The following is a 15,434-nucleotide window of genomic DNA, read 5'->3' on the forward strand; positions in this document are numbered from 1 at the left end:
TCATCCGCCGCCCGGGGAGCTGGTGACGGTGTCGTCCGGCGACGGTGAGCTGACGGTCGTGTCGCTGTCCGCGTTCGGGTCGGCGATCTGCGAGTCGTCGATCGTCAGCTCCTTCGTCTTGAAGGCGAGACGGGTCGGCCACTTCTTGCGCGAGAGCTTGAGCTTGATCGAGCGCTTGCCCTTGTTGAACGTCTTGTTCGGCGACTTCGCGACGGTCCGCCCGTTGCGCTTGGCGATCAGCTGGATCTTGGCCTTGCGGGTGACGGTGAAGGACAGGATCAGCGTCGTGCCCTTGAGCTTGGGCTTCTTGAGCTTCGTGATCAGCGCCTTCAGCGGCTTCGGGTCCTGCGTCTCGGTGGCCTGGGTCTCGACGGTCACCGGCGGCGGGGCGAACAGTTGCGAGTCGTCAGCCGGTGCCGCGTCCGGGACGAACTGCTCCGCGGCCTCGTTCGGGCGGTTCTCGATCGGTCCCGCAAAGGCCGGATCGGTGTCCTTCGCCGGCCGCGAGCCATCGGAGTAGTGGAAGAGCCAGCCGGCGTTGGTGACCATCCAGCCGTCGGTCGGCGACGTGAACGCGATCCGGGCCGCCGACCCGCGCCCGGAGCCCGACGGCGGCAGCGACTCGACGTCGGTCTGGCCTGTGGTGGAGTCGATGCGCGCGACGAGCGCCTTGGCGTTGGTCCGCCCGCGGTCGGCGAACGGGACCAGCGCGGCCCAGCCGATCGGCGTGCCCGCGACGCCGGCGATGTCCTCGAAGCGATCGGCGGTTCCGAACGTCGCGCCCGTCAGCGTCAGCTCGCGGAACGCCGCGCCGGACGACACGGCCGCAAGCGGCAGCCGCGGGATGACCCCGCCGACGCCGCGCGTCGTGACGTCGGGGCCTGAGGCCGCGCCACCGCCCACGATCCATGACAGCGACGCGTGATGCGCGTCGGCGGCGAGCAACTCGCTCCCGCCCTCGGCCTCGGCGGACGGCACGAACGGGTCGTTGGCGAACGAGCCGCTGACAATGCGGTGCAGCAGCAGCGGCTGCGTCTCGAGCGGCCGCGGATCGGGGGCGTCGGGCGAGCTCTGGCGGGCGCCGGCGGCAACGGTCTCCAGGAACCCGGCGTCGGACGCGGCCAGATCCGTGACACCGCGCCCGCTCTGGGCGTTGTAGACGGTGCGCAGGTTGGTCCCGTCCCAGTGCAGGTGGAACGCACCGACGCGTGTGCCCGTCGGGTCGCGTGACCCGATCCCCCCGAACCAGCAGTCGTTCGGTCCGTTGCAGGCTGCCGCGTTCATCTGGCGGTAGGGGTCGGCGGCGTTGTCGGCGGTCGAGTAGGAGGCGAGCACCTGGCCGTCCTTGAACCGGCACAGCGCGGTGCCGGAGCCCTGGCGCGGGCGGCTCGGCTCGGACACGGTCCAGAACTCGGTCGGTCCGGCCCAGGCGATCCGCATCGTGTCCCCCGGCCCGCCGCAGACGGTCGCCAGGGTGTGCCACGACTCCCCGTCATAGGCGAGGATCCCGCGCGGGACGACGCTGTTGCCCTCGACCGCGAGCAGGCCGCGGTTCGGCGCCCAGAAGGTCAGGGTGCCGGGCGAGCCGAGGGCGACCTGGAACGGCGCGCCCGCGGGCGGAGCGGGTTGCTCCAGCCGCCAGCGCGGCGCGTCAGCGCGCGCCATCGACACCAGCCCGGCCCACAGCGCGAGCGCGAGAATCGCGCGCGCGATCACTCTGCCGGCCGCCGGAGGTCCCGCCGCCCGTTGAGCTGCATGTCCTCGATCTCGATCTCTTGGACCGGCGAGAGCAGCGCCTCGAGCGCCATGCCGGACACCGTTTCGAGGTCGAGCAGCACCTGCGCGGTCTCGCGCACGGCAGACCAGTTGACCCGCAGGATCGACTCCGCGCGCTCGACCGCCTCGGCGACGAAGCGCTCCACCTCGCGGTCGATCAGCTCGAGCGTGGCGGGCCCGACCGAGCCGAGCTCCTGCAGCGAAGCGCCGAGGAAGACCTCGCCGCCCTGCTCACCGATCGTGACGAGGCCGAGCTCGGGCGACATGCCGAACGACGTGACCATCGAGCGGGCGAGGTTGGTGGCCGCGTGCAGGTCGTCGTTGATCGCGGTCGAGACCATGCCGAAGTGCACGCGCTCGCCGGCGGCACCGGACACGATCGCGGTCAGCTGGCGCTCGAGGTCCACCTGCTGCTGGACCGTCACGTCCTTGTCGATGAGCTGCGACGTCGCGGTGCCGAGCGTGCGGCCGCGGGCGACGATCGACAGCTTCTGCGCACCGCCGCCGACCGTCTGGCCGATCGCGCGGGCGACGACGGCGTGCGACGCCTCGTGGATCGCGATCACCTCGCGCTCGCGCGCGGTGAGCACGTGCGACTTCTTCGCGGGGCCGGAGACGACGCGATCGATCGCCTCTTCGAGGGTCGGCTGATCGATCGTCGGCTGGCCCTGGCGCACCGCCAGCAGCGCGCCTTCGCTGATCACGCTGGCGAGCTCGGCGCCTGAGAAGCCCGGCGTCATCCGCGCGATCTCCATCAGGTCGGCGTCGGGGTCGACCGGCTTGCGCTTGCCGTGCAGGTTGAGGATCTCGTAGCGGCCGTGGACGTCCGGGGTGTCGATGACGACCTGGCGGTCGAAGCGGCCCGGGCGCAGCAGCGCGGGGTCGAGGATGTCCGGGCGGTTGGTGGCCGCCATCACGACGACGCCGGCGTCGCCGCCGAAGCCGTCCATCTCGACCAGCAACTGGTTGAGCGTCTGCTCGCGTTCGTCGTTGCCTTGGCCGATGCCGGCGCCGCGCTTGCGGCCGGCGGCGTCGACCTCGTCGATGAAGATGATCGCCGGCGCCATCTTGCGCGCCTTGGCGAAGAGGTCGCGGACGCGGGCCGCGCCGACGCCGACCAGCGACTCGACGAACTCCGCGCCGGAGACGGAGAAGAAGGCCGCGTCGGCCTCACCGGCGGTCGCGCGGGCGAGCAGCGTCTTGCCGGTGCCGGGAGGCCCGACGAGCAGCACGCCCTTGGGCGGCGCGGCGCCGAGGTCCAGGAACTTGGCCGGGTCGGCGAGGAAGTCGCGGATCTCGCGCAACTCGACCACGGCCTCGCCGGCACCGGCGACATCGTCGAACGTGAGCCGGTTGGCGACCTTGGCGCCGCGCTTGCGGCCCTTGCCCTTGAAGTTGGAGAAGGAGGCGATGCCGCCGGCGCCGCCATCGGCGCCCAGGCGGGTGAAGAGGGCGAAGAGGCAGACCAGCAGGAGGATCGGCAGCAGGAACTGGATCAGCACGGCCTTGACCGGCTTCCCGGGCTGCTGATCGACCTCGACCACGGCTCCGTTGGAGCTCAGCGTGCGAAAGAGCGCGGTGGTCTGCGCGTCGGAGCTGGGGTAGGCCGCCCAAAGGGTCCGGCCGTCGGACTGCTGGGCGACGACCCGGGCATCCTGGTCGAGCAGCGTCGCGCTCAGGATCTGCTTCGCCTCGGAGCGGTTGACCAGGGTAGACAGGGCGATCTGGTCGCCCTTCGACGAGGGCTTCGACTGGCCGAGGAACGTGAAGAACAGGATCGTCAAGATCGCCGAGGCGATGATCAGGAACAGCGAGAGACGGTCCTTGAGGAGCGGACGCACCAGCCCCCCGAGCACGGTCCCGCCGGATCCGGCAGCGCGCCGGAAGGCGCTGGGACGGCTCGTGAGGGCTGATGTGTCGCGCGTCATCGGTGAGTTACTTGCTCTTCTTCTTGGGCTGCTTGACGGTCACGGTCTTCGTGATCGTCTTTGCGGTGCCGCCGGTCGGGGTGTACGTGATCTTCACCGTCACCTTGAGCTTCTTGTCCTTCTTGAGGGCCGACTTGGCCTTCGAGGAGAGGCTCAGCGTGATGGTCTGCGTGCCGGACTTCGTCGCCGTGACCGTCTTGGTCGCGAGCTTGATCGTCTTGCCCTTCTTGGGCTTCGTCGACGAGGCGATGCTGATCTTGCCCGCGCCCGGCAGTTGCAGCGAGAAGCGGATCGAGGTGCCGCTCACACGCGACGAGGCGACCGTGATCGCGTTGCTCGGCGCCGGCGGCGGCGGCGTGACCGTCGGCGTGCCCGGGCCCGGATCCGCGACGGGGGTCGGCGTCGGCGTCACTTCGGGCTCGGGGGTCGAGCACGGACGGCCCTGGCCGCCCTTGTTCCAGCCGATCGAGTCGACGGCCTTGCGGGAGATGTCCGTGAGGATCTTGGTCGGCAGGCGGTCGTAGTCGTACTTCGGCAGCTCGGCCTGGGCGAGGTCGGAGAGCACGCCGCGCGTGAGGTAGTCCTTGATCGTGCGGGCCTTGGCCTCTTCGTCAGCGGACTTGCAGTACGCGACGCTGTTGTCGTCGAACACCATGTCGTACGTCATCGTGCATGCGGCGTAGCCGTCGCCCGTCAGGGTCGCGTCGGCGCTCGTCCAGAGGCCGTACGTCAGGTCATCGGCGGGCGTCGTCGGCAGACCGACGGGCTCGACGTTGCAGTTGGCGCCCTTGACGCTGGCGGCCGAGGTGGTCGTCTTGTAGCCGTCCGCCGTGGTCTGCGGATCGCTGTACGTGGCGCCGTCGAGCTCCTGCTGCAGCGGGAGCCAGAAGATCTTGTCGATCGGCGCGGCCGCGGTGTCGTAGAGGAACGCGCCGTTGTTGGACCCGCGAGCCGTTGCGAGGTCGACGTAGCCGAGCGTGCCGGCGGTCGTGGCGACCGTCGTGGCGAGACCGCCGCCGCCGGTGCCCGTCACGGTCGCGTTGGCGGCCGTCGGCCACACCGGGTTGTCCGAGATCCGCCACTCGTTCGCGTGCGCCGGATTGAGGTGCTGAAGAAGTTGCTTGAGCGCGAACGTCGTGCCGGAGCCGTCGGCGCGGACGGCGCGCTTGATGGCCACGTCACCGCACCCGGCGGCCGGCGTGAGACCGGGGATGAGGTCGCTCCACTTCGGCGAGTTCGCCCCATAGAACGCGGCTTCGAGCTTCTGAAGCGTGACCTTCGGCCGGTCGTTGTAGAGGTCGGCGCCCGCCCCGAAGCCGGTGCAGCCGTCCGGGAGATGGACGAGCACGGCGATCGCGCCGATCGCGATCGGGACGACGTGCAGCTTGGCGTTGTCGGCCGCCGTCACGTCCTGGCCGTTGGCGTCGATCGGGCCGCCCTCGATCGAGGCGCGCTCCGCCACCTTCGGCGCCTCGTCGGTGCCGGCCCAGCGGAACCCCTGGTTGCGGTCATTGCGCGGGTTCGTCTTCGGGTCGTTCTGCCCGAGGGCGATACGGCCCGCGCCGGATGACGTCGGGGAATAACTGATGCCGGCCCCCGCGGCACCGCAGCCGCTAGGAACCTCAAGGCTGAAGACCTTCTTGAAGGCAGTGAATGCGGCGCCCTGGAACGACGATCCCTGGCCGACGGCGGAGCCGCCCTGGCAGGGGGCGAGCGTGAATTGCGCGGATGCTGCCGGCGCGGCGACGACCGTGGCGGCCAGCGCGCCAGCGACGCTGAGCGCGAGGCGGCGCCGTTGCGAGCTGAGCCCGAACGAAGACATAACCTGGTGCGACTCCTTCGTGTTCCTGAAAAACAGCCCGGAGCGACCGGGCATACCTGCCCATCCGGGGCATGGACGCGGGCAGCCTCGCGGACTCCGCGCGCCGTTTGAAGGGGCGTTCACCACCTTCAAACGGGTCATTTACATGACCGCAACACGCCGTTCACTTCTTTTTCGGTGGTGCGGCGAAGCGCACCGTTGTGGTGCCGCTCAGCGGGGGTCCCGACGCCGGAGTGAAGGTCACCGTCGCGCTGCCGTCGAGCTTCTTCTCGCGCCGCGCGACCGCCGTGTACTTCTTGACGAGCTTGACCTCCAAGGTCACGGCGCCGGCCTTCTTGATCGTCTTCTTGACCGAGCCCATGAGCCGGGCCGGACCGCGCAGGCGCCCGTCGGTGTCGGGTATGCGCCCACGGACCGCGACCGCGAACTTCCCGCGGCCAGGCGCTCGCACCAGGAGCCGCACGCGCCCGCTGGGTGCCTTGCGGACGGTGACCCGCAGCTTCGCCACCACCGGGGGAGGCGGGTCGAACGTCTCGGCGGGAGCGTCGGCCGGCGGTTCCTCCTCGGTCGGCGCCGGCGGCGGGGCATCGAGGCGGTCCGCGACGAACACGTCCGCTCGCCCGTTGGCGTCGCCGAAGAAGAGGTTGTCGGCGCTGGTGGAGAACGCGACGCGGCGCCCGCCGTCGGAGAGCGAGAGCACCGGAGCCACACCCGCGTCGGCGTTGGCGCCGCCGAGGCCGTGGGCGGCGCGTTCCATGGTGCGGTTCTCGAGGTCGATCAGGTAGAGGTCGTCGAGCCCGGGGATCGTGGTCGGCGCGTCGAGGAGCCGCAAGGCCGGCAGCAGGAACCGCGTCCGCGCCGTGGTCATCGCCGCCCAGCGCCCGTCAGGCGAGAGCGCGATCGACGTGATCCCGGCGGATTCCGCGGTATCGCGGCTGAGCCCCTCGCGCGTCAGCTCCACGCTCGCCGCGGTGCGCGAGCGCCCCGGGGTCATGTCCGTCATCCACAGGTCCAGCGCCGCGCCGTACAGCGTCGGACGCGGAGGGGCGCCGGTGGTGAACAGGACGCGGCGGCCGTCGGCGCTGAGCGCGGGCAGCGTCGAGGTGATCCCGCTGAGCCCCTGCTCGCGGTCGCTGAGTGGCCCGGTGCAGGCGTTGACGTCCTCGGGTCGCGCGTCGAACGTGCAACCCGGAACCTCGGGCTCGGTGGCACCCGTGATCCGCCGAGCCGCCGTCTGGGGCCCGTCGTCGATGCGCCGCCAGAGGTAGTAGTAGATCGATGGGTCGGAGAACTCGCCGTCGACGAAGTGTGTCTGGTCGGCCGCGGACTGCCCGGGCCAGGCGACCGTGGTGCCGTCCGCGCTCAGCGCGCCGCCCGCGTCCGCCCCACCCACCGGCACAGGCGGGTTGCTGCCCATCTGCTGCGTGACCAGGATCGTGCGCTTGCTCGCCCGCAGCCGCACGAACAGCTGGTACGGCGGCGTGATCGGGGACGCGCGATCGGGCAGGTCCGACGCCAGGTCGACGGTCCGGAAGAGCACGCGGTCGCCGTCGGCGGAGATCGACACGGCGGGGCTGACGTCGGCGCCCGGATTGCGCAACGGGGTGTCGGGATCGCGCGTGGCGTAGGCCGCCGGGACCGAACCGCCGTCCCGGGCCGAGATCAGCTCGTAGCCGCCGGTCTGCAGGTCGCGGACGTAGACGTCGATGTTGCCGTTGGTGTCGGCGGGCACCAGTTGCTGCCCGGTCGAGAACACCACGTAGCGGCCGTCGGCGGAGACCGACGGGTTGCGCGCGCCGCGGACGCGGACGACGCCGTCATCGCCCACGAGGTCTCCCGGCGCCACCAGGTCGAGGTGGCCGCTGGCGATGTCACGGCGCATGACGCCGCCCTCGTAGTGCGCGCCGGGCGGGTCGCTGAAATCCGGGCCGAACAGGTTGCGCGCGCGGGTCTCGAACACGACGAAGCGCCCGTCGGCCGAGATGTCCGGCGTACCCGAGGCCTCGTCGCCCTGCTCGCGCAGTTCGAGCGAGGCGGAGACGAGCGTCGCGCCCGGCGCCACGTACGCCCGCGCCGCGACCGGCACCGCCAACAGGAGCACTACGGCGGCCAACAGGCGCTTCACGGCGAGACCTTCTTCTTGGAGCTGATGCGGTTGCCCGCCTTGTCGCGGGCGCTGACGGTGACGGTGAACGGGCCGCCGGAGCGGTAGCGATGGGCCGCGGTGCGACGTCCGCTCGAGCGCTTGCCGTCTCCCCAGCTCACCCGCACCGACGTGTTGTCGACGCCGGAGGTCGGGTCGGAGACGGTCACTTGAACGAGGCGGTTGCGGAAGCGCTGGACGCGCACGCGCGGCTTGGTGAGGTCGACCTTGAGGTCTGCGGGACGACTCGTCGTCTCCTGCCCGCTCGGGTCGGTCGCGACGACCTGCAGCACGTGCACGCCGTCATCGAGGTCGCGCTTGCGCAGCGCGAGCTTGGTCGTCTTCAGGTTCTCCGCGACCGTGTCGTCGTCGATCGTCACCGCGAAGGTGACGTCGCCGATCGCGTGCGCCGGCATGTCCCAGCGGATCTGCGGCGGCGTGCGCACGTACGTCGTGGGCGCGTTGGCGGCGAACGGGTCGGGCGGCGCGTCGACGACGACCCCGGCGACCTGCCCGCCCTGCATCCACCCGAGCAACCCGTCCCCGAGCCCGCTCCCCGCGAGCGCGAACCCGGTGACGATGCCGCCCGCGGGGGCAGCGAGCGCCTGGCTCACCGGCACGCCGTCGGCGCGGCGCTCGGTCACACCCACGCCGCCGCTGCTCCCGCGGCGGACCTGCCACGCCGCGACGGCCGCGCCGGAGGCGGCGATGTCCACCTCCGGGGTGCCGCCGATGCTCGTGCGGCCGTCGTCGAGGCGCTCGGGGGCCCGCACCGTCCGGTCGTCGGCGGGGATCAGGATGCTGCGCTGGGCGAAGCTGAAGACCGTCGCCGTGTCTCCGACGCGGTCGACGGCGACCGCGGCGGGACCGGGCGCGACCGGCGGCGCGCCGTCACCCGCGCCGTCGACGATCCGCGGTGCGCCGAATGCGGCGGCGTTGGGAGCGGACGTCTCCGGGATCGTGGTGAGCATGATCCGGGTGCCCACGAGCGGGCCACCGGCGGCGGGCTGCTGGCGGTAGGCGATCGCGCCCTGGCCAAAGCCGGCCGAGTCGAGCGAGAACTGGTCGACCGGCGCGCGCAATGGGACGTCCTTCCATGTCGCGGGCGACACCTGCGTCGCGATGCCGGTGTTGGTGCCGAACAGGCGCCGCGCCCAGATGCGGTCGATCAGCGCGTCGTCGGGCTCCTGCCACGCGAGGATGCCGTTGCCGGTCGCGTCGATCGTGACCTGCGGCGTCGCGCCCGCGACGGGGACTCGCAGCGGTGCCTGCACGTTGCGGTTCAGCGGCAGCCCGAAGCCGGACCAGTACGTGCCGTCGTAGCGCGCGACGCGCAGTTCGCCGCGGGTGTATCCGGGCGGGTCGGTGCCGCTCGGGAGCTGCATGACGAGGTAGGCGAGGTACGCGTTGCCGTTGCCGTTCATCGCCAGCGCCGGGTACGTCCCGGTCGACTCGCCGACGTTGAGGTCGACCGGTACCGGCGCCTGGAAGCGCGTCGCGCCGGGGTCGAGCCCGGCCGAGTACAGGCGATCCGACGACGGGCCGAACTCCTGCACCCACGCGACGACCAGCCGGCCGCCGGTGCCGGCGCCGATCGCGGGCCACGAGGAGTCGAAGGGCTGGCCGTTGTCGACGCGTTGCGGGGCGCGCCAGCCGTTGCCGTCGAACTGCGCCGCGAAGATGTGGGTGCGGCCGTCGACCCGCTTGCGGTAGACGATGCCGCCGGTCCCGTCCGGGGCCATCGCGGTGCCGCCGAAGTCGACGATGTCCGGGGACGGCCCGTCGATCGGGGTGACCGGGGAGATCCCCGCGAACGCGGGAGCGGGCAGCACGAGGCATGCAAAGAGGACGCAGAGAATGCGCACGGCGCCGAACCTACGGCGCGTTCACCCGACTCGAACGACCGCTTTACGAGATGACCACAACTTGGAGCGTGGAGACCGAGAGAGTGGCCCCGCTGCGGGCTCGCCCGCCTTGACCCGATCCTGAAGGAGCATCTTGCGTCGTTCTCTCATCGTGCTCGCCGCCTTTGGCGCGGCGGCCTTTCCCACCGCCGCGCAGGCCAAGACCACGATCCTGATGAGCGGCTCGACCTCCGTCTACCCGCTCGAGGTCAAGATCGCCCAGGCCTACGCCAAGAAGTACCCCAACACGGTCAAGTTCTCGATCTCCCAGGGCGGGTCGGACATCGGCATCGGCGACGTCGCCCGCAAGCGCGTGTCGATCGGCGCCTCCTCGCGCGATCTCCAGAGCGGCGATCCGGGCGGCCTGGTCTTCAGCAAGATCGCCCGCGACGGCGTGTGCGTGGTCACGAACCCGGACAACGCGATGGCCAACCTGTCGCAGCAGCAGGTCCAGGACATCTTCTCCGGCAAGGTGCGCCGCTGGGACGACGTCGAGGGCGCGAAGGTCACCGGCCCGATCAACCTCAACACCCGCACGCAGGCCTCCGGTACGCAGGACGCGTTCCGCAACATCTTCATGGGCCCGTCGCTCAACGTCGCGCCGAGCGCGTCGCAGAAGGCGTCCAACGGCCTCGTCCAGTCCGCGGTCGCGGGCGACCCGAACGCGATCGGCTACGTCGACTTCAAGTTCACCGAGGGCACGTTCGCCGTTCCCTACAAGGGCGTCGCGTGCAACCTGCGCAACGCCAAGTCCGGGCAGTACCCGGGCGTCCGTAATTTCTGGTTCGTGACCCTTGGTCAGCCGAAGGGCGCGGTCAAGAAGTACATCGACTTCGCGCGCTCGCCTGCCATTCAGAGCAGCATCGTCGCGAAGGACTACGTCCCCTACAAGTAGTGAACGCGTGGTCTGACCGGCGCGTCGGACCCGTCCTGGGAGCGGCGGGCGTGCTCGTGTTGCTCATCATCGCCGGCATGGCCGTGTACGTGTTGCGCACGGCCTGGCCGTCGTTCTCGGAGAATGGCCTGAGCTGGTTCGGAACGGGCGGGAACGCGAACACGCAACTGGACGGGATCTTCTCGTCCAAGCACCCGTTCGAGTACACGCTGCGGGCGTGGCCGCTGCTGTACGGCACCGCGCTCGCCGCCGGCGGCGCGGTGCTGCTCGGCCTCGTCGTCTCGACGCTCGCCGCGGTCTACATCGTGGAGTTCGCGCCGCCGCCGATGACCCGCCTGCTCGAGCCCGTCGTGCGACTGCTGGCGGGCGTGCCGAGCGTGATCTACGGCCTGATCGGGATCCTCGTGCTGGTCCCGTTCGTCAACAACCACCTGATCTCGCTCGAGCGCAAGGAATCGGTCTTCTACGTGATCCAGCTCACCGGCCAGTCGCTGCTCGTGGCCACCGTGCTGCTGACGATCATGATCGTGCCGATCATGATCGCGATCGCGGTCGACGCGCTGCGCTCGGTCCCGGGCTCGTGGACGGAGGGCGCGCTCGCCCTCGGCGCGAACCGCATGCGGGTGATGTGGACGATCGCGCTGCGCGCCGCTCGTCCCGCCCTGGTCGCCGGCGCCGTGCTCGCCCTCGCGCGGGCGCTGGGCGAGGCGATCATGCTCGCGATGGTCTCGGGCGGCGTGATCTTCTCGCCCAACCCGATCGACGGGCCGACCTTCGTCTTCGAGCCGGTGCTGCCGCTGGCGGCCGCGATCGTCCAGGGCGCCGAGGGCATCACGGTCAAGCCCTACGGCGCGACGCTGTTCGCGTTCGCCGCCGTGATCATGGTCTCCAGCGTCTTCCTGTCTCTGACCGGCTGGGCCGTCCGCCGCCGGCTGCGGCGCTTCGGGGTTCAGGCATGAATCGCACCGATCCGGCGGGGTCCTGGCGGTCGTGGCCGCTGGCCGATCGGCTGCTGCTCGGCGCGTGCTGGGCGGCGGGCATCGCGCTGGTCGCGATCGCCGCCTCGATCGTGCTCTACATGGGCTTCAAGGGCATCCAATACCTGCGCCCGGACCTGCTCATCAGCCGCCCCGTGTCCGACCTCGACCAGTCGAAGTCCGGCGGCTTCCTGGACCCGCTGCTCGGCACGCTGCTGATCATCACCGGCGCGATCGTGATCGCCGCGCCGCTGGGGATCGCGACCGCCGTGTGGCTGGTCGAGTACGGCAAGCCCTCGTGGCTGGCGCGGATGGTCGAGTCCGGCGTCGAGGTGATCGCCGGCACGCCCAGCATCGTGCTCGCGCTGTTCGGCCTGGCGTTCTTCGCCCAGCAGGGCCTCGGCTTCCTCTCGACCACCGGCGAGGGCGGCGCGGTGTTCGGCCGCTCGCTGCTGATCTGCTGCACGGTGCTGTCCCTGGAGGCGCTGCCGCTGATCGTCGGCGCCACCCGCGAAGGCCTGCTCGCGACGCCGCGTCACGTGCGCGAGGCGTCGTTCGCGCTCGGCAAGACGCGCGCGGCGACGATCCACCGCGTGCTGCTGCCGGTCGCGCGGCCGAACATCGCCACCGGCACGGCACTCGGGATGGGCCGGATCGCGGGTGACACCGCGGTCGTGCTGCTGCTCGGCGGCGGCACGCTGCAACTCGAGAGCAACGGGTCGATCCCCGGCCTCAATGTGCTCCAGGGCACGGGGTCGACGCTGACGACCTACGTCTACGCGAACTCACCGTCGGGCGAGGGCGGCGCGCCACAGAAGGCGTACGCCGCGGCGTTCCTGCTGCTGATCCTCGTCCTCTTCCTCAACTGGGTGGTCGATCGGATCGCCCGCGGATCGGAGCAGCTCGGATGGATCCGCTGATGCCCCCGCCGCCGATCAGGCGGATCGTGGTCGATGCCCCGCACCAACCGGTCGAGGCGCCGCCGCTCAACGGCCACGTGCCGGCGGCCAAGCGCGCTCGCCCGCGCTCCAGTGGCCAGGGCCCGCAGCGCATGCGCACCGAAGCCCTGACGATCGCCTACGGCGAGAAGGTCGCCGTCAACAACGTCTCGCTGCCGGTCTTCCAGGGCGAGGTGCTGGCGCTGATCGGCCCGTCCGGCTGCGGCAAGACGACGCTGCTGCGCTCGCTGAACCGGCTGGTGGAGCTCACCCCCGGCGCCGCGCGGGGCGGCAAGATCGCCCTCGACGACGCCGACGTCGACGGGATCGAGGTGACGACGCTGCGGCGGCAGATCTCGATGGTCTTCCAGCAGCCGAACCCGTTCCCGATGTCGATCTTCGACAACGTCGCCTACGCGCTGCGCGAGCAGGGCTCGCGGCGGGTCAAGCGCGCGGCCCTGGAGGCGCCGGTCCGCGAGGCGCTGACCCGCGCCGGCCTCTGGGACGAGGTCAAGGACGATCTCGACCGCCCGGCGCTGCGCATGTCCGGCGGCCAGCAGCAGCGGCTCTGCATCGCCCGCGCGCTGGCCGCGCGGCCCGAGGTGCTGCTCCTCGACGAGCCGTGCTCCGCGCTCGACCCCCGCTCGACGACGATCATCGAGGAGCTGATCCTCGATCTGCGCGAGGAGCTGGCCGTCGTGATCGTCACCCACAACCTCCAGCAGGCGTACCGGATCGCGGACCGCGTCGCGTTCATGTTCCTCGGCGAGCTGGTCGAGTACGGCCCCGCCGAGGAGGTCTTCGAGCGCCCGCAGCACACGCGCACCGCGGACTACGTGGGCGGGGTGTTCGGGTGAAGGTCGCCGTGCTCGCGCTCGCCGCGCTGGCACTCACCGGCTGCGAGTCGACGCAGTCCAAGAGCGCGAAGCTCGAGAGCGTGGCCCAGCGCTCCAAGCACGAGAAGGGCCTCGTCATCTCCGAGCAGGCGAAGGAGATCAAGGTCGAGGGCACGACGATGCTGCAGGACGCAAACGGCGCCGCCACGGTCGTCGAGCTGCGCAACGAGTCGAAGGGCTCGCTGGTCGGTCTGCCGGTGTCCGTCCAGGTGCTCGACAAGGCGTCCAAGCCGCTGTACGCCAACGACGCGCCAGGCCTGGACTCGTCGCTGGTCAGCGTCGCGTCGCTCGGGCCCGGAGCCGAGCTCGCGTGGGTCAACGACCAGGTGACGATCGCGACCCCCGGCCAGTCGGTGGTGGCGAAGATCGGCGCGGGCGCGAAGCCCGGTCCGGCGCAGCTGCCGCAGATGGAGCTCACCGGCCTCAAGGCCGAGGCCGACGCGTCGGGCGAGCAGGCGATCACGGGCGACGTCGCCAACCGCTCCCAGGTCGAGCAGCGCCGGCTCGTCGTCTACGTCACCGGCCGCAAGGGCGACAAGGTCGTCGCCGCCGGCCGCGCGATCGTCGAGCGCCTCGCCCCCGGCAAGAGCGCCCATTTCTCCGTCTTCCCCATCGGCGACCCGAACGGAGCAGAGCTCTCCGCGGCGGCGCCACCCACTGTTGTCGCGCCGTAAGGATCTGAGATGCCCAGCACGACCACCACTGGTGAACAGAATGGAATGGCCCTCTACGTGCCGCGTCTGGCGCGTGAGACGGAGCCGTGCGCGAACTGCGGCGCGCTGCTGGCCTCCGACCAGCGCTATTGCCTGAGCTGCGGCGAGCGCCGCGCGAACACCCGCGTCCCGTTCCCGGCAGCGCCGAAGCAGCTGGCCGCCGCCCCGGCCGCACCGCCGGCACCGCCGCGCCCCGTCGCGCGCCGCGGTCCAGGCGGGCTGCCCGACTGGGCGCTGTCCGCGCTGTTCGGCCTGGCGGGTGCCGCCGCGCTGGCGCTGGGCATCCTCGCCGGCGTGCTGATCGCCGGTGGCGGGGACGACACGCCGTCCGTCGCCGCCGCCACACCCACGCCGGTCGCGACCGCGACGCCGGGCGCGACGGCCGCCGCCCCCGTGGCGACGCCGACCCCCGCGGTGACCGTGGCCGCCACCTTCACCCCCGACTGGCAGCCCGGCTCAAATGGCTGGACCGTGCAGCTGAAGACCCTGCCCAAGGACGGCACGACGCCCGAGGCGGTCGCGGCGGCCAAGACCGAGGCGACCGGCCAGGGCGCGGCGGAGGTCGGCGCGCTGGACTCTGATTCCTTCCCCAGCCTCGACGGCGGCAATTACGTCATCTACTCCGGCGTGAAGACGACCAAGAAGGACGCCGAGGATGCGCTCTCGGGCATCCAGGCCAACTTCCCCGACGCCAAGGTCGTCGAGGTCTCCGACCACGCGACCGCGGAGGCCACGCCCACGCCGGTCGAGAAGTCGCAGGCCGACCTCAAGCAGCAGGAGCAGACGCAGACCCCGGAGGACGCGCAGAAGAACACGCGCAAGGCGCCGCCGACCGTCAAGTCCGAAGGCACGCCGCCACCGGCCGACGACAAGGCGCCAGGCGCCGGCACGGACTCCACGGAGATCGGCTGATGCGCGCGCTCCGCCGCCAGTACGTCCAGGCCGAGCCCGCCCCGCTGCCCCCCGGCGGCGGTCGCGCGGTCGGCCACGACGAGCTGCTCGCCCGCCGCGAGCGACTCACCCGCGAGTTCGCCGAGCTGCAGTTCGACCTCGGCGGCCTCGCCTACGAGATGGCGATCCGCGACCACTTCCGCGTCGACCTGCTCGCCCGCCGCGCGGCGCGGCTGCAGGAGGTCGACGCCGAGCTGGGCGCGGTCGAGCAGCTCGCCCGGGTCGAGGGTGGCGGCGCCGCCGGGGCGTGTCCGAATTGCGACGCGCTGTACGCGCGAGGTGCGCGCTTCTGCTCGCAGTGCGCGCACCCTTTGATGCGAAGCGAGTGACCCGGAGCCCCGACGCGGCGAGGAGAGAGGAGGGACCGCGCCGAGACTCCGAGCAAGTTGCGGCACCGCTCCGACGGGCCGCAGAACACAGTCAAGCCAGTGATGCAATGGCCGCAGTGACGAGGTTGTGAATGGCCGCTCGTGAAAGGTTTGTAAACGCCG

At 71.4% G+C, this 15,434-nt stretch carries 12 protein-coding genes; 7 read left to right on the forward strand and 5 right to left on the reverse strand.

The features are described 5' to 3' along the window. The 5 genes from OM076_RS14055 to OM076_RS46075 all read right to left on the reverse strand — a co-directional run bounded on the left by OM076_RS14055 (position 1) and on the right by OM076_RS46075 (position 9,534). Positions 1-1,716 (reverse strand): hypothetical protein, encoded by a 1,716-nt coding sequence (locus tag OM076_RS14055; RefSeq protein ID WP_270040618.1) that lies wholly within the window; start codon positions 1,714-1,716, stop codon positions 1-3. Beyond that, positions 1,713-3,617 (reverse strand): ATP-dependent zinc metalloprotease FtsH, encoded by a 1,905-nt coding sequence (gene ftsH / locus OM076_RS14060; RefSeq protein WP_270040619.1) that lies wholly within the window; start codon positions 3,615-3,617, stop codon positions 1,713-1,715. The genes OM076_RS14055 and ftsH overlap by 4 nt, the downstream gene beginning before the upstream one ends. A gap of 94 nt (positions 3,618-3,711) precedes the next feature. Next, positions 3,712-5,526 carry a type 2 periplasmic-binding domain-containing protein gene (locus OM076_RS14065; RefSeq protein WP_270040620.1) on the reverse strand — a complete coding sequence of 605 codons (1,815 nt, stop codon included), beginning with the start codon at positions 5,524-5,526 and terminating at the stop codon, positions 3,712-3,714. A gap of 163 nt (positions 5,527-5,689) precedes the next feature. Next, on the reverse strand, positions 5,690-7,651 hold the full coding sequence (locus OM076_RS14070) for a TolB-like translocation protein (protein ID WP_270040621.1): 1,962 nt from the start codon (positions 7,649-7,651) through the stop codon (positions 5,690-5,692). After that, positions 7,648-9,534 (reverse strand): PKD domain-containing protein, encoded by a 1,887-nt coding sequence (locus OM076_RS46075; protein WP_270040622.1) that lies wholly within the window; start codon positions 9,532-9,534, stop codon positions 7,648-7,650. Before OM076_RS46075 ends, OM076_RS14070 begins: the two co-directional genes overlap by 4 nt. A gap of 133 nt (positions 9,535-9,667) precedes the next feature. On the opposite strand from OM076_RS46075, the gene OM076_RS14080 reads away from it, so the two are divergent. From OM076_RS14080 to OM076_RS14110, 7 genes are all read left to right on the forward strand, one after another. Beyond that, positions 9,668-10,468 carry a phosphate ABC transporter substrate-binding protein gene (locus tag OM076_RS14080; protein WP_270040623.1) on the forward strand — a complete coding sequence of 267 codons (801 nt, stop codon included), beginning with the start codon at positions 9,668-9,670 and terminating at the stop codon, positions 10,466-10,468. Next, the gene (locus tag OM076_RS14085; RefSeq protein ID WP_270040624.1) at positions 10,468-11,427 is read left to right on the forward strand and encodes a PstC family ABC transporter permease; all 960 of its coding nucleotides are present in this window, start codon (positions 10,468-10,470) and stop codon (positions 11,425-11,427) included. Before OM076_RS14080 ends, OM076_RS14085 begins: the two co-directional genes overlap by 1 nt. Further along, positions 11,424-12,365, forward strand: a complete 942-nt coding sequence (locus OM076_RS14090) for a PstA family ABC transporter permease (protein WP_270040625.1) — start codon at positions 11,424-11,426, stop codon at positions 12,363-12,365. The genes OM076_RS14085 and OM076_RS14090 overlap by 4 nt, the downstream gene beginning before the upstream one ends. Positions 12,366-12,496: 131 nt before the next feature. After that, positions 12,497-13,240, forward strand: coding sequence for a phosphate ABC transporter ATP-binding protein (locus OM076_RS14095; protein ID WP_372518041.1), 744 nt, complete (start codon positions 12,497-12,499; stop codon positions 13,238-13,240). Further along, positions 13,237-13,953 carry a hypothetical protein gene (locus OM076_RS14100; RefSeq protein ID WP_270040627.1) on the forward strand — a complete coding sequence of 239 codons (717 nt, stop codon included), beginning with the start codon at positions 13,237-13,239 and terminating at the stop codon, positions 13,951-13,953. The genes OM076_RS14095 and OM076_RS14100 overlap by 4 nt, the downstream gene beginning before the upstream one ends. Before the next feature lie 45 nt (positions 13,954-13,998). Continuing rightward, complete coding sequence (locus OM076_RS14105; RefSeq protein WP_270040628.1) at positions 13,999-14,904, forward strand: phosphoheptose isomerase family protein; 906 nt, start codon at positions 13,999-14,001, stop codon at positions 14,902-14,904. Then, the gene (locus OM076_RS14110; protein WP_270040629.1) at positions 14,904-15,272 is read left to right on the forward strand and encodes a zinc ribbon domain-containing protein; all 369 of its coding nucleotides are present in this window, start codon (positions 14,904-14,906) and stop codon (positions 15,270-15,272) included. The genes OM076_RS14105 and OM076_RS14110 overlap by 1 nt, the downstream gene beginning before the upstream one ends. Positions 15,273-15,434 lie beyond the last annotated feature (162 nt).

It is taken from the genome of Solirubrobacter ginsenosidimutans, assembly GCF_027587205.1.